Source organism: Helicobacter equorum (genome assembly GCF_900198655.1).
GTDB classification, from domain to species: Bacteria; Campylobacterota; Campylobacteria; order Campylobacterales; family Helicobacteraceae; genus Helicobacter_F; species Helicobacter_F equorum.
The window spans coordinates 18406-44528 of sequence record NZ_FZPO01000030.1 but is presented as its reverse complement, the minus strand read 5'-3'; the positions used below and the strand labels follow the sequence as shown (position 1 = coordinate 44528).

The 26123-nt window shown below is 35.8% G+C and carries 27 protein-coding genes; 22 read left to right on the top strand and 5 right to left on the bottom strand.

The features are described from left to right. From lpoB to C6H22_RS09100, 7 genes are all read left to right on the top strand, one after another. Positions 1-612 carry a penicillin-binding protein activator LpoB gene (gene lpoB, locus C6H22_RS05695; protein WP_104694364.1) on the top strand — a complete coding sequence of 204 codons (612 nt, stop codon included), beginning with the start codon at positions 1-3 and terminating at the stop codon, positions 610-612. A 15-nt stretch (positions 613-627) separates the two neighbouring features. After that, positions 628-1500: an LPP20 family lipoprotein gene (locus C6H22_RS05690; RefSeq protein ID WP_104694363.1), complete on the top strand. Its 873-nt coding sequence runs from the start codon at positions 628-630 to the stop codon at positions 1498-1500. An 11-nt stretch (positions 1501-1511) separates the two neighbouring features. Next, on the top strand, positions 1512-2087 hold the full coding sequence (locus C6H22_RS05685; RefSeq protein WP_324826077.1) for a queuosine precursor transporter: 576 nt from the start codon (positions 1512-1514) through the stop codon (positions 2085-2087). Beyond that, on the top strand, positions 2084-2869 hold the full coding sequence (locus tag C6H22_RS05680) for a phosphatidylserine decarboxylase (protein WP_104694362.1): 786 nt from the start codon (positions 2084-2086) through the stop codon (positions 2867-2869). Before C6H22_RS05685 ends, C6H22_RS05680 begins: the two co-directional genes overlap by 4 nt. 9 nt (positions 2870-2878) lie before the next feature. Then, positions 2879-3901, top strand: a complete 1023-nt coding sequence (gene nadA, locus C6H22_RS05675) for a quinolinate synthase NadA (protein WP_104694361.1) — start codon at positions 2879-2881, stop codon at positions 3899-3901. A gap of 9 nt (positions 3902-3910) precedes the next feature. Next, the gene (locus C6H22_RS05670; RefSeq protein WP_104694360.1) at positions 3911-4855 is read left to right on the top strand and encodes a glycosyltransferase family protein; all 945 of its coding nucleotides are present in this window, start codon (positions 3911-3913) and stop codon (positions 4853-4855) included. 305 nt (positions 4856-5160) lie between these two features. Further along, complete coding sequence (locus C6H22_RS09100; RefSeq protein ID WP_324826079.1) at positions 5161-5322, top strand: Imm70 family immunity protein; 162 nt, start codon at positions 5161-5163, stop codon at positions 5320-5322. On the opposite strand, the gene C6H22_RS05660 is transcribed toward C6H22_RS09100, so the two are convergent. Further along, a complete protein-coding gene (locus C6H22_RS05660) occupies positions 5306-5512 on the bottom strand; it encodes a hypothetical protein (protein ID WP_104694359.1) in 207 nt (68 codons plus the stop codon). The two genes, C6H22_RS09100 and C6H22_RS05660, sit on opposite strands and share 17 nt — an antisense overlap. A 283-nt stretch (positions 5513-5795) precedes the next feature. Beyond that, positions 5796-7679: a hypothetical protein gene (locus C6H22_RS05655; protein ID WP_104694358.1), complete on the bottom strand. Its 1884-nt coding sequence runs from the start codon at positions 7677-7679 to the stop codon at positions 5796-5798. A gap of 92 nt (positions 7680-7771) precedes the next feature. Here C6H22_RS05655 and murJ point away from each other — a divergent pair, with 92 nt between their 5' ends. The 11 genes from murJ (at position 7772) to C6H22_RS05600 (ending at position 19837) form a co-directional block, all read left to right on the top strand. Then, entirely contained in the window at positions 7772-9226 is a 1455-nt protein-coding gene (gene murJ, locus C6H22_RS05650) for a murein biosynthesis integral membrane protein MurJ (protein WP_104694357.1), read from the top strand. A 9-nt stretch (positions 9227-9235) separates the two neighbouring features. After that, complete coding sequence (cysS, locus tag C6H22_RS05645; RefSeq protein ID WP_104694356.1) at positions 9236-10732, top strand: cysteine--tRNA ligase; 1497 nt, start codon at positions 9236-9238, stop codon at positions 10730-10732. Positions 10733-10748: 16 nt separating this feature from the next. Continuing rightward, positions 10749-11726: an acyltransferase family protein gene (locus C6H22_RS05640; protein ID WP_158654634.1), complete on the top strand. Its 978-nt coding sequence runs from the start codon at positions 10749-10751 to the stop codon at positions 11724-11726. Between the two features lie 189 nt (positions 11727-11915). Continuing rightward, on the top strand, positions 11916-13154 hold the full coding sequence (locus C6H22_RS05635) for an NAD(P)/FAD-dependent oxidoreductase (protein ID WP_233707061.1): 1239 nt from the start codon (positions 11916-11918) through the stop codon (positions 13152-13154). Between the two features lie 436 nt (positions 13155-13590). Beyond that, a complete protein-coding gene (gene pstS, locus C6H22_RS05630) occupies positions 13591-14586 on the top strand; it encodes a phosphate ABC transporter substrate-binding protein PstS (protein ID WP_104694354.1) in 996 nt (331 codons plus the stop codon). Continuing rightward, positions 14583-15419, top strand: a complete 837-nt coding sequence (gene pstC / locus C6H22_RS05625; protein WP_104694353.1) for a phosphate ABC transporter permease subunit PstC — start codon at positions 14583-14585, stop codon at positions 15417-15419. The genes pstS and pstC overlap by 4 nt, the downstream gene beginning before the upstream one ends. Next, positions 15403-16218 carry a phosphate ABC transporter permease PstA gene (gene pstA, locus C6H22_RS05620; RefSeq protein ID WP_158654633.1) on the top strand — a complete coding sequence of 272 codons (816 nt, stop codon included), beginning with the start codon at positions 15403-15405 and terminating at the stop codon, positions 16216-16218. Before pstC ends, pstA begins: the two co-directional genes overlap by 17 nt. Positions 16219-16233: 15 nt before the next feature. Continuing rightward, positions 16234-18012 carry a PhoX family protein gene (locus tag C6H22_RS05615; RefSeq protein ID WP_104694351.1) on the top strand — a complete coding sequence of 593 codons (1779 nt, stop codon included), beginning with the start codon at positions 16234-16236 and terminating at the stop codon, positions 18010-18012. A 42-nt stretch (positions 18013-18054) separates the two neighbouring features. Then, the gene (locus tag C6H22_RS05610) at positions 18055-18294 is read left to right on the top strand and encodes a hypothetical protein (protein ID WP_104694350.1); all 240 of its coding nucleotides are present in this window, start codon (positions 18055-18057) and stop codon (positions 18292-18294) included. 64 nt (positions 18295-18358) lie between these two features. Then, a complete protein-coding gene (pstB, locus tag C6H22_RS05605; protein WP_104694349.1) occupies positions 18359-19117 on the top strand; it encodes a phosphate ABC transporter ATP-binding protein PstB in 759 nt (252 codons plus the stop codon). 69 nt (positions 19118-19186) lie between these two features. Next, positions 19187-19837, top strand: coding sequence for a response regulator transcription factor (locus C6H22_RS05600; protein ID WP_104694348.1), 651 nt, complete (start codon positions 19187-19189; stop codon positions 19835-19837). Positions 19838-20249: 412 nt separating this feature from the next. Here C6H22_RS05600 and C6H22_RS05595 read toward each other — a convergent pair whose 3' ends face one another. Continuing rightward, a complete protein-coding gene (locus tag C6H22_RS05595; protein ID WP_233707060.1) occupies positions 20250-20414 on the bottom strand; it encodes a HypC/HybG/HupF family hydrogenase formation chaperone in 165 nt (54 codons plus the stop codon). A gap of 381 nt (positions 20415-20795) precedes the next feature. On the opposite strand from C6H22_RS05595, the gene hisS reads away from it, so the two are divergent. From hisS to C6H22_RS05575, 4 genes are all read left to right on the top strand, one after another. Further along, complete coding sequence (gene hisS, locus C6H22_RS05590; protein WP_104694347.1) at positions 20796-22121, top strand: histidine--tRNA ligase; 1326 nt, start codon at positions 20796-20798, stop codon at positions 22119-22121. Positions 22122-22195: 74 nt separating this feature from the next. Continuing rightward, on the top strand, positions 22196-23950 hold the full coding sequence (locus C6H22_RS05585; RefSeq protein WP_104694379.1) for a M3 family oligoendopeptidase: 1755 nt from the start codon (positions 22196-22198) through the stop codon (positions 23948-23950). Then, complete coding sequence (locus C6H22_RS05580; protein ID WP_104694346.1) at positions 23947-24432, top strand: hypothetical protein; 486 nt, start codon at positions 23947-23949, stop codon at positions 24430-24432. The genes C6H22_RS05585 and C6H22_RS05580 overlap by 4 nt, the downstream gene beginning before the upstream one ends. 15 nt (positions 24433-24447) lie before the next feature. Beyond that, entirely contained in the window at positions 24448-24759 is a 312-nt protein-coding gene (locus C6H22_RS05575; protein ID WP_104694345.1) for a hypothetical protein, read from the top strand. Here C6H22_RS05575 and C6H22_RS05570 read toward each other — a convergent pair. Beyond that, positions 24756-25172 carry a hypothetical protein gene (locus C6H22_RS05570; protein WP_104694344.1) on the bottom strand — a complete coding sequence of 139 codons (417 nt, stop codon included), beginning with the start codon at positions 25170-25172 and terminating at the stop codon, positions 24756-24758. The genes C6H22_RS05575 and C6H22_RS05570 overlap by 4 nt on opposite strands. A gap of 122 nt (positions 25173-25294) precedes the next feature. Continuing rightward, positions 25295-26104, bottom strand: coding sequence for a bifunctional hydroxymethylpyrimidine kinase/phosphomethylpyrimidine kinase (gene thiD, locus C6H22_RS05565; RefSeq protein ID WP_104694343.1), 810 nt, complete (start codon positions 26102-26104; stop codon positions 25295-25297). Positions 26105-26123: the final 19 nt, after the last annotated feature.

Genomic DNA, 26123 nt, shown 5'->3' with positions numbered 1-26123 from the left:
ATGAAAATAGTGCCTAAGATAGTTGTGACTTTATTAAGCATTGTGCTTTTAAGTGCGTGTAGTAGCGGTCCAGAATATGTAGATTCGGGGGATTCACGATCATATGCAAGTATGGGTCTAGATTATCACGATATAGAAAGTGTCGTGGAAAAATCTGTTGATTCATTGCTCTCAAGCGGATATGTGCAAAATATCAAACAACCAAAAGTGCTTGTTATTTCAGATATTATCAATGATACTATGCAAAACGTTGATGTCGAACAACTTAGTAGAAAAATCACACGAAATATGCGCAATAGCGGTAAATTTAAGCTCTCTTTGGCAATTTCTGGCACTGGAACAAGTGGCGATAAGATGATAGATTCTGTGCGAAAACAAACGCGTGGCAATGAGGAATTTGATCAATATAGTGTGATTGAAAAAGGACAATTAAAAGGTGCTCAGCTTTCACTTTCTGGGAAAATTTGGCAAAAAAATATCAAAGTCAATGGGAAGCAACGCACGGATTATTTCTTCTTGCTCACACTTGTTGATTTAGCTACAGGTGAAGTGGTGTGGGATGATGAAGCAAATATCATCAAAATAGGTTCCAATAAATCTGTGAGTTGGTAAGATACAGATACGTACATGCAAAGATTTATCTTGGCGATAGGTATTTTGTTGCTAGGGTGTCATGATACCCCTACTCCGCCAAGCTGGTATTATGAAAGCCAAAGTGATACAAACAATCTCTATGGTGTAGGAAATGCAAAAAATCTCCAAACTGCCAAAGATAATGCCATTGCCGACATGCTCTCTCATATGCAAGTTTCCATAAGCTCAAATTCACATCTTAAGCAACAATATCGTGATGGTGTAGAATCTAGCACCATATCTCAAAGCATTGACAAAGACATTACTAAAACCACGCTTAGTAATGTATCTTACACAACAAAGCATGTCGGAGGTGAATATTTTGTGCGCGCCCAAATCACAAAGCAAGACTTCATAGCACAACTCCAAAAGACACAAAAACAAGCCTTACAAACACTACAATCCCTGAATCTCACATGTCAAGATATCACACTCTCCCAATACAAGACCCTTGCACAAGAACTTGATAAGGCGTTTGGTACAAAAAGCTATCTTGATGCGTTGGGAGAAACACTCGATATTTCTTTATCGCCATATATGCAAATTTTAGAATCTAACTCACCAAAACCTACTATTGCCCTTGTGTTTGAATCCTCGCTAGATTCATCGTGGCTAAAAAATTACCTACAAAAGGAATTAATCAAATTTTATCGCCTAAGTCCGCAATCCTCACAAAAAATCACCATTTCCTTTAGTATGCCTACACCTACAAGTATCAAACTACATGTCACTATCACAGATTGTAATGCAAATCCGACATTTGTAACACAAATTTCAGAATCTTTACCAACAAATGCTAGTCTTGATACACTTGGGAATCGCGTGGGTGTGCTCCTATACAAAAAACTTCTAGAAAACATACAATAAAGGCTCTCACAATGCAAATGAACACGCAAACTTTTATATTTTCTGCACTATGGTTCGCGCTTATTATTGTCTTGGCAAATTTTAGTGTGCAATATCCTATCTTTGGCACACATTTAACATATGGTGCATTATGCTATCCACTAAGCTTTTTACTCATGAATATTTTGAGTGAAAAATATAGCAAGGATCAAATCTTAAAAACCTTGCATTTAGGACTTGTGTTAGCATTTATTCCCAGTATTTTTGCAACAGAGTTTCGCATCGCATGTGCAAGTGTGTGTGCATTTTGTTGTTCGCAAATACTTGATGTATATGTGTTTTTTTATCTCAAACAAAAATTCCCAAAAATTTGGTATCTTAGAAATAACGGCGCGACTATGATATCTCAACTCGTTGATACAATGATTTTCTTTCATATTGCATTTTTATTCACCAAACCATACGAAGATGTGATACTTATGGCATTATCAGACTATGCCATAAAAATCATTCTTACCTTATGTAATACGCCACTTTTTTGGAATTTTGCCATACGCGGTAAAAATCTCTATAAAACAACTTTTGCAAACAGAAAGGATTCATTATGACTAATCTTATATCTAGGCTTTTTGGTGCATTTGCCTCTATGACATTTCCCTCGATCATTCAGTCTTTTATTAATCGCGTATATGTCGCTTTGTTTCGTATCGACCTTAGTGAATTTGAGGAAAGCAAAAACTTTACAACACTCAACAAACTCTTTACGCGCAGGCTAAGACAACCGCGTATCTTTGATACGACTCCAAATGTGCTTATTTCTCCTACAGATTCACTTATCACAGAATCTACGACAACCTCTAAACACAAAGCACTGCAGATTAAGGGTATGGAGTATGATATAAATGAACTTTTGGGCGAGAAAATTCCGCAAGATATGGAATTTTCATATATTAATCTTTATCTCTCTCCGCGAGATTATCATCGCTACCACGCTCCTTGTGATATGTATATTGAAGAGATTCGGTATTTTGGTGGAGAACTCCTCCCAGTGCATATCCCAGCGCTTAAAAAATTCAATAACCTCTTTATTCGCAATGAGCGTGTTGTGTTAAAAGCCAAAATGTATAATGGCAAAACAATCTATTTTGTCGCAGTGGGTGCGCTCAATGTGGGTTCGATTGTTTTTCATTGTGAGCCAAAGATTCACACCAATGCCAAAAAAGGCAATGAAACTTATACCTACGCCTCACCCATCGCCATACAAAAAGGCGAAGAGCTTGGAATGTTTAATATGGGATCGACCATTGTCCTTTTTATTGAGGATTTCACACCACAGATTCAAAGTGGTGATAAGGTGCGATATACACAGAATCTTGGGACTTTAGCATAAGGAGAAAAAATGTCAGCAACACTACAAACAACGACGATAGAAATTAAAGACTTACTGCAAAAACTTGATGCACTTTTGGTAGCACATTTTTATCAACGCGATGAAGTCGTAGCTCTCGCGGATTTGTGTGGAGATAGCTTAGAACTTTCAAGAAAAGCTTCCCAAAGTCCAAAGAATCTTATTGTATTTTGTGGCGTGGCTTTTATGGGGCAAAGTGTCAAAGTTTTGGCTCCACAAAAACGCGTGATAATGCCAAAAATGGCGTGTTGCTCAATGGCGCGAATGATAGATTCACAATATTTCGATAGAAGTATCGCCATATTAGAATCTTATGGTATACCAAAAGAAGACATTTTCCCCATCACCTATATCAACTCAAATGCCGATGTCAAAGCCAAAGTCGCCAAGATGGGTGGGCTTGTCTGCACAAGCGCAAATGCCAAAAAAATCTTTGATTATGCCAAGTCTAAGCAGAAAAAAATCTTTTTTCTCCCTGATAAATGTCTAGGACAAAATCTTGCAATAGCGGATGGCAAAACATCTTGCGTTATAGGGAATGCAAGTAAAGAAAAAGTCCTTGGTAGTGATGTTATTTGTTATGATGGTTTTTGTTCGGTACATCAGCTTTTTAGCGTGAGTGATGTGGAGTTTTATAGACAAAAATACCCAGATATACAAATCGTTGTGCATCCAGAATGCGATCCTAGCGTGGTGAGTATAGCGGATTTTGTGGGATCGACTAGTCAAATTATTTCATATGTGCAAAGCCTGCCTTTAGAACAAAAAGTTGCCGTTGGTACCGAATTTAACCTTGTCAATCGGTTACGCCCAAAACTCAATGGAATAAACACAACCTTTGTGCTTTCTGCCTCCAAACCAGAATGTCCAACGATGAATGAAACAACACTACAAGATGTGCTTGATTGTTTGAGGGCATATGAAGATCATATGCCAATCAATGAAGTATTTTTAGATGATGATACACAACATTGGGCAAAAATAGCCTTAGATAGAATGCTAGAACTCTCCTAAGGGAATCAAATGCTAGCCCCAATTGTGCTTTTTACCTATAATAGAGTAAATCATACAAAACAAGTTATAGAAAGCCTCATACAAAATGCTCTAAGCCCACAAAGTGATCTTATTATCTACTCTGATGCTCCAAAAAATACAGAAGCTACTCAACAAGTCAAAGCTGTACGCGAATATCTAATAAACCTCAAAAATCTTATCATGCAACAAGGGGGGGGGCAATTTAAAAGTATTGTAATTATTGAGCGTCCGTATAATTTTGGGTTGGCAGATTCTATTATAGATGGAGTTACTACCACGATGAATAAATATGGTAAAGCGATTATCTTAGAGGATGATATCGTAGTCTCACCTGTATTTTTAGATTATATGAATGATGCCCTTAATCGTTATCAAGCACAGACAAAAGTATGGAGTATCAATGCATGGTCTTATCCTATAGATTCTCACGGCTTAGGTGATAGTTATTTTTGGTCTATACCTCATTGTTGGGGATGGGGAAGCTGGGGTGATAGATGGCAATATTTTAAGCGTGATATCCAATGGGTGGAACAAAATTTCAATAAAGAAGATATGAATGCAATCAATCTTTATGGGAGTGCAAATTATTTTAGAGACTTTATTCTCAATAAACAGGGTAAGATAAAGAGCTGGGCGATATTTAATTACCTCATAGCCTACAAACATAATGCCTTAAGTCTCGCCCCTAGTATGTCTTATGTCTATCAAATTGGTTTTGATGGAAGTGGAGTGCATTGTGGAGAAGAGGGAAGTGTATTGAATCCATCTACTATTAATACAAAGTTTCCAATAAGTTATCCCACAGAAGTTAAGATCTCTCATCTTGCATTTGAGAGAATTTGTGCCTTTGAAAAATCTCTAAAAAAACCTCTATACGCAAGGATAAAAAATAAACTCTTAAGAATCTTCAAAAAACTTTTGGCAACTACCTAAGGGTTATATGATTTCTTCTTAAAACTCCTTTTATATTATCTATGTATGGAGTTTAATTCTTGATAGAGATTCTGAACATTTTTTATACCAAACTTATTAACATGCAAACAAAAACTTGCATACATTACATTGTGATATGCTTATTCAATGTAAAATTAAATGAATGTAGGTGGATTAGGTGGGTTTGATGTAAAATGAGCTTTGGTATGAAATAAGTGGTGTTTTTTATATGCACTTTTAGCAATGTGGCTTATCATCTTAAAATGAGACTAGAGAAGCATATTTCTAATCTTTATGAATGAAGTATATCAAGGCAAATTAAATTTTTCAAAGCTTCTTTAGCGTTAAACGAACTAGGGAATATACAAAAAGAATTTAAAAATTTTACTCCAAAGCAAATCATTTGGGGCATTGAAAATGTATCTTTTATGCCACCTTGGGGTGATAATATTAGTAACAATTTTTAGGATAAGGTGTATCACTCATGCCACTCACAAACGCAGAATTAGCAGATAGATAAATATTAAGAAAGGCGCCAGTAGCGCTACCTATAACACTTAAAACTTTCTTCTTTTGTGGCAAGTTTTCATTAAATTCGCATTGACAGATATTTAAAGAAGTGTAGATTCTGTATTGTTTAATTGTTTTCCTACTCATCACACCACCTTTTGAGATTCTGCACTATTAGGTAATGTATTAGCTTGCGCATAGCAAATGAGAAGTATTAACATCAAGATATATTTTTTCGCTATTCAATCTCCCAAAAATACAATTGCCTAACAATCACATTGCTTCTTTCATCAAACATTTACACATCGCTATCATTATAGCATTTCTCTATATTCATAACATTAGCTATAAGTTTTATTGGTTAATCTCTTAATTCCAACACTCAATATATAATTTAAAAAGAAAAAGGTATAAATATAAAATACACAAGCTATTTTTCAGCCTCTGTATCAGGTAGCGTCTCAACCAAAAGTAATTTATGATTTTGCTTATCAATCATGATATGGCTTTGCTTAGCATCTTGTAGCACCAACCCATCACGCCCATTTTTGGGAAAAAGATACTCATAAAATACTTCATTGTGATTCTTCCAAGGGCTATGACATATAATCTTTGCATCTTGTAGCAACTCATCAATATGTTGCAAGACATTATTTTTTTCTTTGGCACAAGTTTGGAGAGACATAATGCGATCTTTGAGAAACTGCACACGCTTAAGGGTTACGACATATTCAGCTATCGCTTTTGTGATCTTAGGATCCACTTGTTCTTTTAGGTGCTTTTTTTCTTCCACGATTGTTTTTAACTGTGCGATTATAGGCTTACTTTGCTTAATAAATGTATTATCCTTACCCAAAAGATGCAACAAGGCATTTATTTGCTTAATGTAATGCTCTATTTGGGCGTTGTTTTGCGTTATGGTATCACGCAATTCATAATATTGTGCTGCTATATAAATCTCATTTTCACTTCCCACAAGTGTTTGAAGCTCAAGCGTATGAGAAATATAGATTTTAGCGTGAGAATGGAGCTTATGTATTTTTAGATTCTTTGCATACACACTGCCACCACTAACCTCATCGATTTCAACATCACACCCATCGATTTTTCCCATTTCTGAATGTTTGATTTTAATATTTTGTGCTTGCACACTGCCTTTTAAAAAATCGATCTCACAATTTGTAGCCTTGATACTTGAGCTTTGGTGGGTTTGCCCATGAATCTTGACATCTATTCCGATAATCTGTGCTTTTTCGCCAATAGATCCTACAATATCTATTTGTGCTGCTTCAAGGATTGTGCCCTGCCCCAACGCATCATCGTGTGGATTTGGACATGTGATACTAATCATCATATTTTTTTCGATACCACCGACAAGACTTCCTGTTGATCGCATATTGACTTCTCGAAATTCCTGCATTTCAAGGAGTTTAAGCGTATTATCGCTAAAAGATACGTAACCCTTACTAAGTGTTATATATATGATTGTGTCTTGGGATTCTGTCTTGCCAAAAAGTCTTTCATCATAATGTATCTCTAATGGCTTACTTTCTTTAGAATCTGTATATTCTCCTTTGGATTGTGCTGTATCGTTTGGTACCTGCACATAATGTCCGCATAAATTTCTCCCACTCACGCCACTTTGGGGCACACTCACATACAAAACCTCTTCATTAGAATCCACCGCATACGAAGCAGATTCTAAACTCATGGCATTTTTATGCTCCCATGCTTTTTTGGGAAGCAAAAGAGCACTAGAGCAAATCTCTGGCTTATACACATGTGCGCGCATTATCTCTATACACACATCATTAGAAAGCACATTTGCGACATCTTTGCATTGTTCTTTAAGGGAAATTATCGCTTGGGATTTTTTTGTATCATCTACAGATTCGACAATAACACCCAAGAGGGCTTTTTGTCGCTCGATTTCTGCATATAGATTCTCCCAAAATTTCTCTTTTGTGGTATCTAATCCCTGTTTTAAGATTAGTGTCAATGTATACGCATAAGGATCAAGCTCCAAACTCACAAAATGTACCAAATCCTCTGCACTAAGCTCACGCACACTAATATCAAAACTCTGGATAAGATCAAATCCTGCTACATTATACGCATCGTTATTTTCCAAAAGATCGGTGCATTCTTCTGGGCTAAGTTTGATATTTTCTTCCTGATGAGGAAACTGCTTAAAAGTATGAATGCGCAAAATATCATATGTCGCACCTTCAAGTGCATAGGTGACACAAATACTTTCTAAGCATTCTTTGATGTTTTGAATCTCACGCACTATCACAGAATGAAAATCCTGCATTCATATTCCCCTTAAAGCTTTTGGTGTTATAATTCCGAAATATTGTAGCTTTTTTACACTTAATTTATTTTTGTATTAACTAAAGAGGATTTGTGATACGCAAAGCATTTTTAACAAATAGTATTGGCACTTTATGTTCTCGAGTCTTTGGGCTTGTTCGCGATCTTTGTATGGCGTCATTTCTTGGAGCTGGAATTTTGAGTGATATTTTTTTTGTAGCATTTAAGTTTCCTAATCTTTGTCGCCGAATTTTTGCTGAAGGTGCATTTATACAGAGTTTTTTACCAAACTTTATTCAAGCTCGCAAAAAAGGGGCGTTTAGTGTGCTAGTCTTTGGGATATTCTTTGGGGTTATCTTTATCCTTAGTCTGTTTGTATGGGAATTTAGCGGACTAGTTACAAAAACTTTGGCAAATGGGTTTTCTGAAGAGCAAATAGCATTAGCAAAGCCTATTGTTGCTATTAACTTTTGGTATTTGGAGCTTATTTTTGTAACAACATTTTTAAGCTCATTGTTGCAATACAAAAACTGCTTTTGGGTAAGTGCTTACAATACCGCCCTCCTCAATATCTGTATGATTATTGCACTTTTTTTTGTGCGTGATATTGAGGATATGCGTGCGATATATATTTTAAGTTATGGAGTGCTTTGCGGAGGATTGGCACAAATTGCGTTGCATTTTTATCCGCTCTTTAAACTTAACTATTGCCGACTTTTTAGTGTCGGCATACAAGAGATTTGGCGTGTGTGTAAGCAAAAAAATGGGACACAAACTCCAAGATTCAAACAAATACTTGCAGATATCCGATCTTTTTTTATGCGATTTTTCCCCGCAATGCTTGGTAGTTCTACGGCACAAATCGCCTCCTTTCTTGACACGGTAATCGCCTCATATCTGGGTGCTGGGGCTATTAGTTACCTCTATTATGCTAATAGAATCTTTCAGCTCCCATTAGCACTCTTTGCTATTGCTATCTCTACTGCTCTTTTTCCTACCATAGCAAAAGCGGTAAAAAATGCTCAATACACACAAGCTCTTCAGTTAATGAAAAAATCTTTTTGGTTTTTGTTGCTTGTATTGTGGATGTGTGTAGTTGGTGGTGTCATACTCAAAGATGAAATCACATGGTTACTTTTTGAAAGAAATAAGTTCATGCGAGAAGATACACTTGCTGTGGGTATGGCATTTGGTATGTATATGTTAGGACTGCTTCCATACGGATTGGCAAGGATTTTTTCTCTTTGGCTTTATGCGCACAACCTACAAGGCAAAGCTGCCAAAATCTCTGCAACATCTCTCCTTGTTGGTGTTGGATTCTCACTTGTGCTTATGCACCCTTTGGGTGCAAGTGGCTTGGCATTGGCGTCTTCACTTGGTGGAGTGCTACATTTTATCCTTACGATTAGAATCTTTGGTATGCAACACTTTATGGATATACTCAAAAATACAAAAGGCTGGATTTTCCTTGCTATAATTACAGCTTTAGAAATTCTTATTTTATATATTTTTAAACTTTACGAACACCATTTTGGCATACTCACATAAAGGAACACAATGAACATAAAACTCTATGATAGTGCAAAAAAACAAAAGTGCGATTTTGTAAGCCTCAAAGACAAACAAGTGCGATTATATGTTTGTGGTCCAACCGTGTATGATGATGCGCATTTAGGACACGCGCGTAGTTCCATTGCTTTTGATCTGTGGCGACGCATCCTTATAGCCAATGGATATAAAGTGTGTTTTGTTAAAAATTTTACAGATATTGATGATAAGATTATTAAAAAAGTCCAAGATTCACACACCACAAACTCACAAGATACTAGCGACCTCTACACACGCTTAGAATCTCTCACCGCACATTATATAGATTCCTATCTCCATGATATGGATGCTCTTGGAGTGTTGCGCCCAGATTTGGAACCCAAAGCCACCCAAAGCCTCCAAGCTATTGTCGGTATGATAGAAACTCTCCTCCAAAAAGGCTATGCATACAAGGGAGAAAATAATGACGTATATCTAAGTATCGCCAAAGATTCACGCTATGGCACTCTCTCTCATCACAATCAAGATCACACTAAAAGTCGCGTAGAATCTGCAGGTGATAAACTTGAAAGCAAAGATTTTGCACTATGGAAAGGCTATAAGGGTGAGCAAGACATAGGGTATGAAAGCACACTTGGCAAAGGGAGACCAGGTTGGCATATTGAATGCTCGGCGATGATAGAACAACATTTAGCATATGATGATTGTGAGTATGCCATTGACATTCATGCTGGAGGTGCGGATCTGCTATTCCCTCATCATGAAAATGAAGCCTCACAAACACGCTGTGCCACTCAAAGAGAACTTGCAAAATATTGGCTACACAATGGGTTTGTAAATATTAATGGCGAAAAAATGAGTAAAAGTTTAGGCAATAGTTTTTTTATCAAAGATGCGCTTAAAGTCTATCATGGCGAAATTTTGCGAAACTATCTTCTTGGCACACATTATCGATTGGTTTTAGATTTTAACGAGGAAGATTTGCTTGTTTCTAAAAAGCGCCTTGACAAACTCTATAGACTAAAAAAACGCATTAAACCTACACTTTTATGCGCACCAAATACACAAAATGCTGATGACCTCTCTGTATCTTGGCAACAACACGCAAATAAGGCAAATGCACAATTTATCAGTGAATGTCTGCACGCGCTTAATGATGATCTTAATATCTCTAAAGCTTTGAGTGTGATTGAAGAGATGATGAGTAACGCCAACGAACGCCTTGATACAAATCCAAAAGATACCTTGCTTATGCAAGAAATCGCCCACAATCTAGCAATTATAGAACTTTTGTTAGGGATTGGAACTCTAGATTCTACGACATATTTTCAGCTTGGCATTGATAAATCCACTAAACAACACATACAAACTCTTATTGATCAACGACTTGAAGCAAAAAAACAAAAAAACTTTGCTCTTGCAGATTCTATCCGCAATGATCTAAAGGCGTTGGGTATAGAAATTATGGACACACCGCAAGGCACAATGTGGGAAAAACAAATCTAAAATTAAGAGAATGCAAATGCCAAATATTTACCGAAACCTAGAAATTGATATCTTACGTGGAATCTGTGTTATTAGTATTATCATGATTCATACAACATTCTGGAGTGGCGGAGCTTATGTTCCGTGGCCTGTGCAATCTCTATCCCTTCTTATTGATGTTCCAGCTTTCTTTTTTATTGCCGGAGCAAGCATAGCCTATACACAAAAAATCCAACCTATCAAGGTAATCTACAAGATGATATTTTATTTTGGTGTCACACTCCTTATCTATGATATCATACAAAGTATCATAACTCATACAATAAATTTCGACGCCACACTTAGCGCACTTGGTCTATATAACCTTAAAACACCCCTTTTACCAGTATTTGGGGGATCGTATTGGTTTGTGCCAGTATTTTGTGCAGTAAGTATCCTAGCGGCTATCATCTTAGAATACTTCCCAAAAGCTATAGCAGGATTTATTCTTGGAGGGTTAATATTGTATGTATTAGGTTACTTTATGAATTTTCCTGTAGGAGGTAAATTTTTACATACAAGCTTGAATTTTTGTATATTTTATACAAGCTTGTATCTTTTGGGTTATCTTTTTATCCAAAAACAATATTTTTGCAATTACCAATTTGCTCTTAGTCTAATAGTTGTGGGATTTTTAGGTTTTATCTTGACATACTTTCTTAAAGGAGGAAACCAAGTTTTCATCTTACAATCTTCCAAATTCCCAGTATCCCTGCCTTATGTCTTGGCTTCACTTTTTGGCATAGGATTGCTTCTTATAACTTGGAATCTTTGGAAAAAATTCTCAAGTATAAATGGGGGGGGGGTATCATCAAATTCCTTACATTTGCTGGACAAAATGCAATCTATTTCTATATCGCGCAGGGTATTTCCTCAAGTTTTTTACTCAAAATTGCCCCAAAGATTCAGATTTTTTGGATACCAAAACTCGCTTTATGCTTTTGTATTAATTTTCTTTTGTGTGTTTTATGTGTAGCTATCTTAAAGATATTCTTTGGATATCTTGAATCTTTTTTACAAAAACTACGCTAAAAGCTACAACAAGTCAATGTGAAAAAATGAAAAAAAGATAAATAAAATTTTACTAATGTATTGTCTAGTTGGCAAAAAAAACTTACAATTACCAATATTTGCAACATATCTCTTATTGTATTAAGGAGACACTATGGCAGACGCACAAACACAAAATATGCCACGGATTCTCATCCTTGGTGGTGGTTATGGCGCCCTAAAAACTGCACTTGGCTTACAGAGACGATTGTCGCAAGGCAAGGCACACATCACGATGATTAGTAAACATGACTACCACTATCAAACGACCCTTTTACACAAAGTCGCCGTAGGAACGCTAAGTGCGAGAAAAGCAAGAATCTATTATCGCAAGATTCTTGATCCACAAAAAATCACCTTTATTAAGGACAAAGTATTAGAGATTCACCCAGAAACAAAAAATGTTGTTTGTCGTCGCACAGGAAGTTATAATTATGACTACCTTGTAATTGGGCTAGGCTTTAAGCCCGAAACCTTTGGCATAAAAGGCGTAGATAAACACACATACAAACTCTCTTCACTCAATGCAGCCCTCAAACTCACAGACAATATCGAGAACAAATTTAAAGATTTTGTGCTAACCAAAGATCCCAATGATCTTCGCATTATCGTGTGTGGCACAGGATTTACAAGTATAGAGTTCGCTGGAGAACTTGCGACACAACTTGATGATCTTTGTCAAATTTGTGGTATAGATCGCTCAATCCCACGTGTGATTTGCATAGGACGATCTGAAGAGATTCTTCCTGTTTTCAAAAAACCTCTTGCTGATGCAGCAAAAAAGAAATTGCTTGATTTAGGCGTAGAAATCATCACTGGCGCAGAAGTCAAAGAATGTAAAAATGATGGTGTGATAATCCAACTATGCAATACAGGAGAGCAAAAAGAGATCAAGGGCAACACGATCCTTTGGGGAGCAGGTGTGCGTGGAAGTGATGTTATTGAGCACTCAAGTTTTACAAATAAACGCGGAAGAATCCCTGTAGATTCGTATTTACGTTGTTTTGAATACCCAGAAGTATTTGTCGTAGGCGATAGCGCACTTGCCACAAGCAAAGATGTCATCCACGCACCCACTGCGCAATTATCCGCACAAATGGGAGATTTCGTGGGCACATACCTTAGTAACCTCATTGTAGACAAACCAAATAGAAAAGACTTCCGATTTATCCATCGTGGTACCATGTGTAGCATCGGACATACTGATGGTGTTGGGGTAGTGTTTAACAAAAATATTAAGGGCGAATTAGCGGCGTTTATGAAAAATACTATTGAAAATAGATGGCTTTTAAGCATTGGTGGATTGCCTATGGTATTTCGCAAAGGACAATTCCGCTACCGCACAAGCAGCTAGATTCTAGACCTAAAAAATGTATATTCTCTTTAGTCCAAGTGAAGGCAACCGAATACACAACATCACTCCCAAAATTCTAGCCTCCTTATCCTAACCACTTTTTGGGACATCACAGCCTTTAAGATATTAAAAAATATCTTGATAAAAATACCCAAAAAATTTATTTGATTTATCTCTTGATCTTTGAAGTTCCAAGCCTATAATTTCTTCAAATGCCTTGTAATTATCACTCATACCTAAGCGTATTGGATCTAAATACAAAATTTTGCGCGCTTGATAACAAAAGTGGTGAAGGTTTTGGCGAATGGATAAACTTCATAAATAAGCTAAAAGAACAAGTTTCACAAGGCTAGATTTTTTAAGCTAAAATTTGTTTCCAAAAAGTTTTCAAGCATTTTTATAATTTTGCTCGTAATTTTAATAAAAAGGAGCAAAAATGCTTAAAAAACTTTTAGTTTATGCGCTATATTTAAGTATAGCTTTTAGTGCGGCAAATGCTGCAAAATTAACAGGGGTCGGCGCTACTTTTCCTATGCCTGTTTATAAGGAACTTTCAAAAATTTATTTTGAACAAACAAAAAATCAAGTAAGCTATTCAGGTGGTGGCAGTGGCAAAGGGATAGCAAGCATAAGTGCTAAAAATGGTGATTTTGGTGGAAGTGATGAGCCACTAAACAGAGAAGTTTTAGCTGAAAAAAATTTGATTCAATTTCCAGCTGTAATTGGTGCAGTAGTGCTTGGATATAATTTGCCAAATATTAAAGATTTGCAATTAGATTCAAATACATTAGCTGATATTTATAGTGGCAAAATAACAAAATGGAATGATGCAAAAATAGCTCAATTGAATCCAAATTTAAAACTACCTAATAATGAAATAATTGTTATTGTTAGAAGTGATGCTAGTGGAACTACATTTAATTTCACAAACTACCTTGCAAATAATGAACAATGGCGCTCTAAATACGGAGTAGCAAAAAGTATAAATTGGGATGCAAAAGTAGTACCTGTTGCTTCAAATCCACTAGTAGCTACAATGATACAAAAAACTGCTTTTAGTATAGGGTATTTAGAATATTCTTATGCTCAAAAAATGGGCTTAGCAAAGCTAAAAAATTCAAATGGAGAATTTGTATCACCAGATCCTGTAAGTTTCAGTGCGGCTAGTAAAAATGCAAATTTTTCTAGCGAAAATGACTTTTATAAAATCCTTACAAATGCCAGCGGTAAAGGCTCTTATCCACTAGTAGGAGCGAGTTTTATTTTATTGCATAAAGATGGCAAAAATAATAAAGAAGTAGCGGATTTCTTTAACTGGGCTATGAGTGATAAAAAAGCCCTAGATGCTACAAGAGCACTAGGATATGAGCCGATTGATTCGCAAACTAGTGAAAATATCAAAAAATACTTAGAGCAGAAACTTTCAAAATGATAGAAAAAAACTTTAATTTTTTGGTAAAACTATGCGCATTTAGCATAGTTTTACTTATGCTTGCATTGCTTTTAGTGCTTATTTTCGGTTCATCTACTGCTTTTGAACGCTTTGGCATAGGCTTTTTATTTGATAGTAGCTGGGATATCAGCAAAGAGCATTTTGGCGCAGCCGCGGCAATTTATGCGACTTTGCTTAGCTCGGCAATTGCGATGATTTTTGCTTTGCCTGTTTCACTTGGAATAGCAATTTTTCTTACGCATATTTTAGCTAATCGTTTCAAATCGTTTTTTAGCATTTGTATAGAGCTTTTAGCCGCAATTCCTAGCATAATTTATGGAATGTGGGGCTTTTTGTATTTTGTACCAATTGTGGGGGCTATTTTTGGTGGTTCTGGTGTGGGGCTCTTAGCTAGTGGTGGTGTTTTAGCGATTATGATTTTGCCACTAATTGCCTGTATTGCAAAAGATGCGATAAATGCAGTGCCAAGAGCTATGGTTGAATCTGCTTATGCGCTTGGTAGCACTAGGGCGCAAGTGCTTTGCTCTGTGGTTTTAATACACGCAAAAGGTGGCATTTTAGCCGGAGTAATTTTAGCACTTGCTAGGGCTTTGGGTGAAACTATGGCGGTAGTTTTTTTGATGGGCGGAATTTTAAAAGTTCAGCCTAGTTTAGTAGAGCCCGCAAGCTCAATCGCACTAACAATTGCTTTACAATTTGGCGAAGCAATAGGAAATGCCACGCACCAAAGCGCACTTTTTGCCTTGGCTCTTATTTTATTTGGTATTTCTGCAATTTGCTCATTTGGAGTTAGATATGCTTTTAACAAATGAAATAAAAGACAAAATTTTTAGTGCAATATGCATATTTTTTGGTTTTCTTGGTGTTAGTTTTTTGCTTTTTATTATTGCTTGTTTAATTTATAAAGGAATCGGCGGATTTAGCCTTTCTTTATTTACTATGCCTACTGCTTTTGGTGGTCTTGGCAATGCAATTTTAGGGCAAATAATTTTAGTATTTATGGCTAGTATTTTGGGATTATTTTTTGGTTCTTTTGCTGGTATTTATATTAGCGAATATATCAAAAATAAGGCCCTAAAAAATGCCTTTAAATGTTTAGTAGAAGTAATGCTTAGCACACCTAGCATTATTGTGGGTGTATTTATTTATGCCACTTTTGTAAGATTTTTTGGCTCTTATAGCGGTATAGCTGGTGCATTAGCACTTGGTTTTATTATGCTTTGTGTAGTAGCTAAAACTTATTTTGAAGCACTAGAATCTGTAAGTGTAAAACTAAAAGAAGCTAGCTTTGCTTTGGGTGCAAATAAAATGCAAGTAATAATGAGTGTAATGATAGCAAATGCTAAACCTGCACTTATTACTGGCGTAATTTTAGGTATAGCTAGAATAGCGGGTGAAAGCGCGCCATTATTATTTACAAATGCTAATAATGACTTTTTTAGCTTTGATATTTTTAGCTCATTACCAAGTCTTAGTGTTAGTATTTATGAATTTAGTTTAAGCAGTGAAGAAGACTTACGAAATGCAGCGTGGAGTGGGGCAATGCTATTACTTATTATGGTGCTAGGAGCAAATTTAATAAGCAAAATAGCATTTATGAAAAAACAATAAATTAAGGAGAATACAATGAATAGAAGAAGTTTTATTAAAACGACAATGGCAATTAGTTGTGCTAGTTTTTTTGCGCCATCTTTAATGGGTAAAACGCAAGATAAAAATGCGATTTTAGGCTTTAAGGCAATAGATATAAATACAAAAGATACTTTTGTAGTGCCAGAAGGTTATGAAGCTAAACCGCTTATTTCGTGGGGCGATCCATTATTCTCAAACGCAAATGCTTATGATGAAAGTAAAAATATAAATGAAAAAGCTATACAAAATGCTAATTTTGTAATGGGCGATAATAATGATGGTATGTTTATGTTTGAGCTTGAAAATAACAGAGCCTTAATAGCTGTAAATAATGAATATATTAACCCAGAAATAATGTTTAATCACAAAGGCAAAAATATAAGCCTACGTGATGTAAGATATATGCAAAATTCTTGCGGAGTTAGTATCTTTGAAGTAAAAAGACTAGAAAATGGCTTTTATGAACTAGTAAAAGATAGCAAATATAACCGCAGAATCACAGCCCAAACTGCTATGAAAATTTCAGGTCCAGCAAAAGGTAGCGATAAATTAAAAACAAAATTTGATAAAAGAGGTGAGCTTGTATATGGCACTATAAATAATTGTGCTAGTGGCAAAACTCCTTGGGGAACTTATTTAACTTGCGAAGAAAACTTTAATGATTTTTTTGATGCTAGTGCAGAATTTAGTCAAGATGCTTCACAAAAAAGATATAAGCTTAAAAAAGGTGGTGGTTTATACGGCTGGAGTCTTGATGAAAGATTTGATTTATCAAAAAATCCAAATGAACCAAACCGCTTTGGCTGGGTAGTAGAAATTGATCCTTATAATCCAAACTCTACACCTATAAAAAGAACAGCCCTTGGTAGATTCAAACACGAAAATGCCGAGGTAGTGCTAGATAAAAGCTCTCATGTAGTGGTGTATATGGGTGATGATGAAAAAAATGAATTTATATATAAATTTGTCTCAAAAAATAAATATGATGGCGAGGCAAAAGATCTTTTAGATGAGGGCACTTTATATGTAGCAAAATTTAATGGCAAAGTAGGGGATAATAAAGGCAGTGGTGAGTGGATAGAGCTAGTATATGGCAAAAATGGACTTAATGCCAAAAACGGCTTTAACTCACAAGCTGATGTAGTAATAAATGCAAGACTTGCCGCTAGTATAGTAGGCGCTACACCTATGGATAGACCAGAATGGGTAGCAGCAGATCCAAATTCTGATTTTGTTTATGTAACACTTACAAACAATGATACAAGAGAAGAGGTAAATGCCCCAAATCCTAGAAAAAATAATATTTACGGACATATCTTGCGTTTTGTAAATAGCGATTCACATATAAGCACAAAATTTAGCTGGGATATATTTGTATTAGCCGGTAATGAGCCTTTTAGCAAAACTGGTGCTAGCAAAAACATAAATAAAGATAATATCTTTAATAGTCCAGATGGATTAAAGTTTGATAAATATAGCAGACTTTGGATTCAAACAGATGGCAAATATAGCAATAAAGGTGAATATGTAAATATGGGTAATAATCAAATGCTTTGTGCAGATCCATTAAGTGGAGAAATAAGAAGATTTCTTAGCGGACCTATTGCTTGTGAGATTACGGGTGTAATTATCAGTGATGATTGCAAAACTATGCTTGTAGGCGTGCAGCACCCGGGCGAAAAAGGCGCAAATAGCACTTTCCCCTACGGCAAAACACCGCGAAGCACAATTATGCAAATAAGAAAACTTGATGGTGGGATTTTAGGTTCTTAAAAACTATAAAGAAGCATTAGCTTTTTTATTAAGGAGTATGCAATGAGTAGAAAAGATTTTATGAAAACAGCTGGGATTATTGGCATTGCTGGTTATATGGTTTTTGCTGTTATTGGCACTATTGCTTATGTTAGTTTTTTTGCAAATCATTCAAATAGCAAAAAAGCAGATTCAATTATAAGTTTGAATTCTGTAAAACAAAAAGTAATAAGCCTAACACAAACAATGCACAAATATTATATGGATTTCAAAAAGATGGCAATTTGTATAATAGCTATCTAAATAAAAGACTTGAATTGAATCCATAATCAAAATCAGTAATTATAAAACACCTAAAAGGGATACAATGAGTATTTTAGATATAAAAAATTTTAGCTTTTATTATCCAAATAAAAGCGAAGCGAGCGTTAAAAATGTAAATTTAACGTTAAAGAAAAATAGTGTAACTGCACTAATAGGACCTAGTGGATGTGGCAAAAGCACTTTGCTACGATCTGTAAATAGAATCTGTGATATCACAGAGGGTAATCGCTATACTGGTGAAATTATTTTCAAAGGCAAAAATATTCTCAAAAAAAGCACAAATTTAATTGATTTACGCAGTAAAATAGGTATGATTTTTCAGGCACCTACACCTTTTAATATGAGCATAAGAGCAAATGTGCTTTATGGATTAAAAATTAAAGGCGAACGCGACAAAACCATACTTGAAACAAAATTAGAAAGCTCACTAAAAAGAGCGAATCTTTGGAATGAAGTAAAAGATCGGCTAAATAGCGATGCTACTGCATTAAGTGGCGGACAAGCCCAGCGACTTTGTATCGCAAGAGCTATCGCGCTAAGCCCTGAAATTTTACTTTTTGATGAGCCGACTTCCGCGCTAGATCCCATAAGCACAGCGGCGATTGAAGAGCTAATTTTAGAGCTAAAACAAAAATACACCGTATTGATTGTCACGCATAATATGGCACAGGCTATGAGAATAGGTGATTTTACTGCATTTATGTATATGGGTGAAATGATTGAATCTGGCGCTAGTGAAGAAATATTTAAAAAGCCACAAACTAAACTTTTAAAAGCTTATTTAGGAGGCAAAATAGGATAATTTATTTTTTTTTAACAATTCCACAAAAAAGCCCGAGTTTAAAAATTCACAATAAACAAAGGAGAAGCAGTGACAAAAATTATAATAATTGACAATGAAAAAGATGTGTTAAAGCTTTTAAAACATCATTTCAAAGCTGAAGATTACGAAGTGACTTGTTTTAAGTCTTGTATCGGTGTTTTAAAAGAATGCCAGAATGCAGATTTGCTTTTAATTGATATAGATTTAATTGCAGAAAATGGATTAGATTTTATTAAAAATATTCGTGAAGAAGGCATTGAAATAGGCATAATTGTAATTAGTGCAAAATGCGAACAAAGTGATAAAATAAATGGCTTTTTAAGTGGTGCTGATGACTATATAGCAAAGCCTTTTGATATAATTGAGTTAAAAGCTAGAATAAAAGCTGTTTTGCGCCGCATACAAGGTATAAAAAATGAGCTAAATTTTAAAAATATACATGTGGATTTATCTCAAAATAAAGTGCGAGTAAAAAAGAAAAATATAAAACTTTCTGCACTAGAATTTCGTATTTTAGTGCATTTTTTAAGCAATAAAAAACGGCTAATTGAACGCTATGAATTAGCTAGTGAAGTTTGGGGTGATGATAGTGTCAAAGATAAGGCAATAAACATTGCTATTTCACGACTAAAACGCAAATTAGGAAAAAGCGGCAAAGCCCTTGGCGCAGTCCGCGGACAAGGGTATATATTGTGCTAAATTTATGTTGATTTCGCACCGCTTTTACTTTTTATCAAAAAACACTTTTATGAAGCATCATACTTGAGTTAATTTTTTAAATCAATGCTTGTGAGCACTCCTTCATATTCATTTAGAGTCTATAAAACATATTTTTCAAATCACTTTGTGATATAAAATCTAAAATAGATTCTTGTCCCAATGTGTTTATTCATTTAATGATTTGATTATTTCTCTACCTACTTTATAGGCTAAATGTACAGGTACAGCATTGCCTATTTAAGCCTTGTTTTTATTGTGTGTTAAGAGCTTTTTTTTGCATTTTCAAACAAAAATATCTTAGATGATATTTTCTAGGTCTCATCGCTTTTAATCTATTTATCATCAGCGATTTTTTGGTATAACTCTAAGCTTTCTAGGACTAGATTCGTGTCTATTTTTGCATTACAAAGCCCACATGTATAAGTATATATCCGCCCACAAATACCGGGCCACCGATGATATTCAACCTCACTCTGCACTTTGTGCCAAGTGCTTTTACGATTACAAGGTTATTTTCATCTATGCTTAATGCTTTTGAGGGTATTGAAAGGCACATTTAACTCTCTTAGTAATTGCATTGGGACGGATTGTAGTATCATCAGAGATTATATTGTTAATTTTGCTGTTTTGTATAGAAATGTTTATCATATCCTAAAGTCATGGTCACTTCCCATTAAATTTTAAATCTTTAGGCAATCTATCCACTATCTCCAGCACCTCCTCTCTACTCAAGGGCTTTGTTTTATCGCATACAAACGCCTAGTGAAACTCTAGGCTTACTTTCTCAATCCTTGTGCATTTCTTAACGCATAAAAGATGTAGCACTAGATTCGTAACGCGAGCTAGTAACTTCCTAACAAGATTTCTGCAAACCTTACCTAAAATTCAAAAGAACTAAGATATAATTAAGGAATATTAAGAGATTTTAGGAGTATATATGCTTATCACCCCTCGAACATTGAGTGGATTCAAAGATTGCCTACCAAAGGAGGCAATGGCAAAAAAGAAATTATTACAAAAAGTTAGTGAAGTATTTTTGAAATTTGGCTTTGTGCCTATTGAAACACCGCATTTGGAATATGCTGAAGTGCTTGTCAAGCAAGGTAGTGATGAGATTCAAAAAGAACTTTATCGCTTTAAAGATAAGGGTGATCGTGATGTTGCACTGCGATTTGATCTCACCGTCCCATTAGCGCGTTTTATTGCCCAATACCAAAACCAACTCCAACTTCCCTTTAAACGTTTTGCTATAGGCAATGTGTTCCGTGGTGAGAGAGCACAAAAGGGGCGATACAGGGAATTTACGCAATGCGATTTTGACTTTATTGGAAGCGATTCGCTCTCTTGTGATGCAGAGATTCTCCAAGTTATCTATGCTTCACTTGTAAATTTAGACATTGATGAATTTAGTATACGCATTAACCATCGTAAGATTCTTAATGGTATTTGCAAGCATTTTGGTATCACACAACCTCAAGATATTAATGCAACCTTGCGTATCATCGATAAGCTTGATAAAATCGGAGAGGAAGGGGTATTGAGTGAGCTTGATAGCGAACTTGGCATAAAAGAACAACAGGCAAAAGAAATCTTGCAATGTGTTTCAATCAAACAAAATGGCTCTGGTGAAGAATTTTTTGCGAGTATCGCACATCTCAAACAATGGAATGATGAACTCAAAGATGGTATTGAGGATATTGAGCGACTTTATGAGATTCTAAAACCACTCCAAATGGATAAAGATTGCTATCGTGTGCATTTTTCTATTGCTAGAGGACTTGGATATTATACAGGTATCGTATATGAAACAATCCTCACACAAATTCCAAGTATTGGTAGTGTATGCTCTGGAGGACGATACGACAACCTAACCACTACATTTTCCAAGCAAAAAATGAGTGGTGTGGGTGCGTCTATAGGTGTTGATAGGCTTCTTGCAGCAATGAAAGAACTTAAGCTTTCAGAGGGTAAATCCACTTCTGCACGCGCGTTGCTTGTCTGTATGAGTGAGGAATATATGGCTTATGCACACACTCTAGCAGAATCTTTTAGGCGATCAAATATTGCTATTGAAATATACCCCGACATCGTTAAACTCAAAAAACCATTTAGCTACGCAAACACTCTAGGGCACGAATTTGTACTTGTCATAGGAGAAAGTGAGTTTAAAGCAAAAAGCATAACACTAAAAAATATGACAAGTGGCATGCAATTAGAAGATATATCTTTCCTCAAAACGCTAGAGATTCTCAAACAAAACTAGGGAACAAAGGAGCAAATATGCAAACACGAACAAAACAAAATAGCACAAACAAAATCACGCCAAAATCTATGAAAATGCGGTTTCCCATAGATTCTGTATGGAATCTAAAAGCGCTTTTTACCTCACAAAAACAAGCACAAAATGCGTGTATAAAAGTACAAAATGCGTGTAAGAATTTTGCCAAAACTTATGAGGGCAAGTTGTATACTCTCGCACCAAAAGAATTTGAAATCGCTATCAAAGAATATGAGAATCTTTGTGAGAATCTAGGTAGGATTATGACTTATGCGTTTTTGCTTTTTGCGCAAGACACGACAAATGGCTCAATATATGCGGAATTTGAGCATAAAGTCAATAAGGCACAAAATGATATTGTCTTTTTTGACCTAGAACTTGCAAGACTAGATTCACAAAAACTTAATGCCTTCATACAATCCGCTCCACAATACAAATTTTATCTCCAAAATATCGTCGCACAAGCCAAACACAACCTAACCCTCAAAGAAGAACAAATTATTCTTAAGCTCTCCCCTATCGGAAGTGATGCGTTTGGGCGACTTTTTGATGAGCACCTTGCACAAATGAGATTTAATATGGGTGAAAAAAATCCCTTAAATGAAGAAGAGATTCTCTCGCGCCTACACCACCCACAACAAAAAATGCGCAAAAAAGCACAAAAGGTTTTTAGTAAAAAACTTGCTAAATCACGGCATTTGCTTACCTATATCCTAAATATCGTTCGAAAAGATGTCGCACTTACTAAGCAATTGCGTGGCTATCCAAAAAATGAAAGTTTCCGTCACATCAGTAATTGCATATCACAAAAAAGCGTCGATACACTTATAGAATCTATTACGAAAAACTTCCATATCGTGCAACAATACTACAAGCTCAAGGCCAAAATGTTGGGGCTAAAAACACTCAAAGACTATGACAGATATGCACCACTAGAAACCAAAACACAAGACACAATAAGCTATAACAAAGCATTAGAGCTTGTCTTACACTCCTTTAATACATTTTCTCCGCATTTTAGTGACATCATCAAAGAAGCAATCAAAAATGGTTGGGTAGATTCACATCCTAAGCCAAATAAACGAGGTGGAGCATTTAGTCATGGTGCAGTGCCTAGTGCGCATCCTTATGTATTGCTAAACTACACGGATTCAAGGCGTGATATTTTTACCATAGCGCATGAGTTTGGTCATATGATTCACCAAGAGCTTAGTAAAAAAATGGGGTATCTCAATATGGACACGCCACTCACTACAGCCGAAACAGCATCAGTATTTGGCGAAATGCTACTCTTTGACACACTAAAAACCCAATTTGGCAAAGAAGAGCTTATCCCATTGTATGCTGGAAAGCTAGAGGATATCTTTTCCACACTTTTTAGACAAATTGTTATGACAAATTTTGAACGCGCTATACATAACACAGAAGGTGAGCTACAATCCCAAGACTTTGATAGAATCTGGCTAGAGGAAAATGCCAAAATGTTTGGAGATTCACTCAAGCTTACCAAAAACTATGCTTCGTGGTGGTGCTATATCCCACACTTTATCCACTCTCCATTTTATTGCTATGCCTATAGTTATGGGCAACTTCTTGTATTGGCGCTTTTTGGACTCTACAAACGCGCACAAACCCCAAAAGAGAGACAAAAATTTATCAAAACCTATACCGAGTTTCTCTCTCTTGGTGGTAGTCAAAGCCCAAGAAAACTTGTCAAAAAGTTTGGCTTTGATATTGAAGATAGCGCATTTTGGGATATTGGTATTCATGAAGTGCAAAAACTTTTTAGCGAGTTTGAAGGACTGCTTGCATGATTTGCCAAAATATCAAGCTAAAAGCCCTGCTTACCAAACATGCAAAAGAAATTTTGTATCTCCTTATTGAGCAAAATATTTCCTTTAGTATTTTGTGTGATATCTCTAAAACAACCTTTGATCCACCATTGCCATCAGACATTGACAAAAATCTTGATACACTTACTCTATTTGTGCTTGCAGGCTACACATTTGAGAGTATTGAGATAGGAACACATAGCATTAGTTTTGAGGCTGGATTTGGAGCGCGTAATTTTGGGAGTTTGGTAACTATCCAATACGATGGAATCGTGCAAATCCTATTGCAAGATTCTACATTGGCACAAGAAATATCGCTTTTTATTAATGTCAGCAATCCTAATTTGTATAGCGGTCTTGAAATTACGACACAAGATTCAGAGGGTTTAGAGCACTCATTTTTTGCTCTCTCTTCAAACCCCAAAAATGCGTATTTATTTGAAACAAAAGATGACAAATCATAATCCTACGGAGCAGTTGTGAAGCTTTTTTTAAAATTCTTTATCTCGGCAATTGTTGGGGCTTTGTGGTTTCATTTTGGTGGAAATGACTCAGCTATGGCGCTTGTATTGTTTATGGTTGTGCTTGGTATGATGTTTATGAAACCTATACAATACCAAGATCCAAAACGACGCGAACAATATATGCAAAAAATACGCGAAAGCAGGGAACGCAAAGTAATGCTTGAAAAAGAACGACTCGAAGAAAGAAAACGAGCCAAGCAAAATTTACGCGAACAAGAAGCAAAACTTAAAAAAGATTTTGAAAACAAACTAAAAAATAATCGCTAGATTCCACGCGCATCAAGAGCACGATTGAGCGTTTTGGTAAGCTCGTATTCCAAATTAGGATTAAACTTTCGCAAGAGTGTATCGGCATTAATAATAATCTCGTGCGTTGTATGTTTATGCACTACAAGTGCAAATAAAAAAGCTTTTTTCTTATAATCACTAAGCTCCATTTCATCATAATATGTAAAAAAGTCATTAGAAGCTTTTTGCAGAGCTTTTGTATCGCTTTTGGGATTATCCACAATCTCCATAATCGCTTTAAGCCTATCTTGAACTTTTGGCGTTTCCTCATCAAGTACTACGACCTTTTTAGGTGTAGGACCAAATAAATACAATAAAACAATGACTCCAAATAAAAAAGTAAAAAAGAAGCTCACAAGAATAAAAAGTGCTTCAGGAGAGAGAGTATCCATTAGTATTGTATCCTTAGATTTTTGGCTAGATTATACCAAAAGCACCCAATGTTTGCAAATCCTACCAAGTCATTTCAGTGCGCCATATCAAAATCAATTTTACTCTTAGTCTCTAAAATCCCCTATATTGCAGAAGTATTATAAAAGTGGTTAGTTGGACCATTACCCTTTCCTAGATTCAATGCATACAAAATAGCATTAAATACATATTCTTTAGCTATTTTGATAGAATCTAATGGCATTTTGCCAAGTGCAAGATTAGCTGCGATTGCAGAGCTTAGCGTGCAACCCGTGCCGTGCGTATTTTTGGTTTCTATGCGTTCAGATGGCAATACGAAAAAATCCTTTCCATCAAAAAATACATCACTGCAATCCTCTTGTCTATGCCCACCTTTTAGCAATACCATCTTTGCTCCAAGATCACACAAGCTCTTTGCGGCGTGCTTCATGTCTTCGATACTTGTAATCTCAAATCCGCACAATTCCTGTGCCTCTGGAATATTTGGTGTAAGTACATCAGCAAATCTAAGAATCTTCTCCCGAAACACATTGCGTACATTCTCTGGCATCAGTGCAAAACCATTTTTTGCAAACATCACCGGATCGATGACAAGATTCTCTGGCTTATAGTGCGCAAGATTATGCGCAACACACTCAATAATTTCACAAGATCCAAGCATACCAATTTTGGTGGCTTTGGGTGGGATATCCTCAAAAACAGCCACAAATTGTTCATCAATAGCTTTTGTAGGCACATCAAAACTAGAAATAACACGCACGGTATTTTCTGCTACTACACTTAGCACGATACTCATCCCAAACACATTGTGCGCACCAAAGGTTTTAAGATCCGCTTGTATGCCTGCTCCTCCACTGCAATCACTTCCTGCGATACTTAACACTGGAATACAATCTTTATTTTGTGCTTTCATACCATACTCCCAAAAAAGA

Excerpts from the sequence above, each read along its gene's own strand:
- lpoB (WP_104694364.1), top strand. The coding sequence starts at position 1 with ATGAAAATAGTGCCTAAGATAGTTGTGACTTTATTAAGCATTGTGCTT.
- C6H22_RS05690 (WP_104694363.1), top strand. The coding sequence starts at position 628 with ATGCAAAGATTTATCTTGGCGATAGGTATTTTGTTGCTAGGGTGTCAT.
- C6H22_RS05685 (WP_324826077.1), top strand. The coding sequence starts at position 1,512 with ATGCAAATGAACACGCAAACTTTTATATTTTCTGCACTATGGTTCGCG.
- C6H22_RS05680 (WP_104694362.1), top strand. The coding sequence starts at position 2,084 with ATGACTAATCTTATATCTAGGCTTTTTGGTGCATTTGCCTCTATGACA.
- nadA (WP_104694361.1), top strand. The coding sequence starts at position 2,879 with ATGTCAGCAACACTACAAACAACGACGATAGAAATTAAAGACTTACTG.
- C6H22_RS05670 (WP_104694360.1), top strand. The coding sequence starts at position 3,911 with ATGCTAGCCCCAATTGTGCTTTTTACCTATAATAGAGTAAATCATACA.
- C6H22_RS05660 (WP_104694359.1), bottom strand. The coding sequence starts at position 5,512 with ATGAGTAGGAAAACAATTAAACAATACAGAATCTACACTTCTTTAAAT.
- C6H22_RS05655 (WP_104694358.1), bottom strand. The coding sequence starts at position 7,679 with ATGCAGGATTTTCATTCTGTGATAGTGCGTGAGATTCAAAACATCAAA.
- cysS (WP_104694356.1), top strand. The coding sequence starts at position 9,236 with ATGAACATAAAACTCTATGATAGTGCAAAAAAACAAAAGTGCGATTTT.
- C6H22_RS05640 (WP_158654634.1), top strand. The coding sequence starts at position 10,749 with ATGCCAAATATTTACCGAAACCTAGAAATTGATATCTTACGTGGAATC.
- C6H22_RS05635 (WP_233707061.1), top strand. The coding sequence starts at position 11,916 with ATGGCAGACGCACAAACACAAAATATGCCACGGATTCTCATCCTTGGT.
- pstS (WP_104694354.1), top strand. The coding sequence starts at position 13,591 with ATGCTTAAAAAACTTTTAGTTTATGCGCTATATTTAAGTATAGCTTTT.
- pstC (WP_104694353.1), top strand. The coding sequence starts at position 14,583 with ATGATAGAAAAAAACTTTAATTTTTTGGTAAAACTATGCGCATTTAGC.
- pstA (WP_158654633.1), top strand. The coding sequence starts at position 15,403 with ATGCTTTTAACAAATGAAATAAAAGACAAAATTTTTAGTGCAATATGC.
- C6H22_RS05615 (WP_104694351.1), top strand. The coding sequence starts at position 16,234 with ATGAATAGAAGAAGTTTTATTAAAACGACAATGGCAATTAGTTGTGCT.
- C6H22_RS05610 (WP_104694350.1), top strand. The coding sequence starts at position 18,055 with ATGAGTAGAAAAGATTTTATGAAAACAGCTGGGATTATTGGCATTGCT.
- pstB (WP_104694349.1), top strand. The coding sequence starts at position 18,359 with ATGAGTATTTTAGATATAAAAAATTTTAGCTTTTATTATCCAAATAAA.
- C6H22_RS05595 (WP_233707060.1), bottom strand. The coding sequence starts at position 20,414 with ATGTGCCTTTCAATACCCTCAAAAGCATTAAGCATAGATGAAAATAAC.
- hisS (WP_104694347.1), top strand. The coding sequence starts at position 20,796 with ATGCTTATCACCCCTCGAACATTGAGTGGATTCAAAGATTGCCTACCA.
- C6H22_RS05585 (WP_104694379.1), top strand. The coding sequence starts at position 22,196 with ATGCGGTTTCCCATAGATTCTGTATGGAATCTAAAAGCGCTTTTTACC.
- C6H22_RS05580 (WP_104694346.1), top strand. The coding sequence starts at position 23,947 with ATGATTTGCCAAAATATCAAGCTAAAAGCCCTGCTTACCAAACATGCA.
- C6H22_RS05570 (WP_104694344.1), bottom strand. The coding sequence starts at position 25,172 with ATGGATACTCTCTCTCCTGAAGCACTTTTTATTCTTGTGAGCTTCTTT.
- thiD (WP_104694343.1), bottom strand. The coding sequence starts at position 26,104 with ATGAAAGCACAAAATAAAGATTGTATTCCAGTGTTAAGTATCGCAGGA.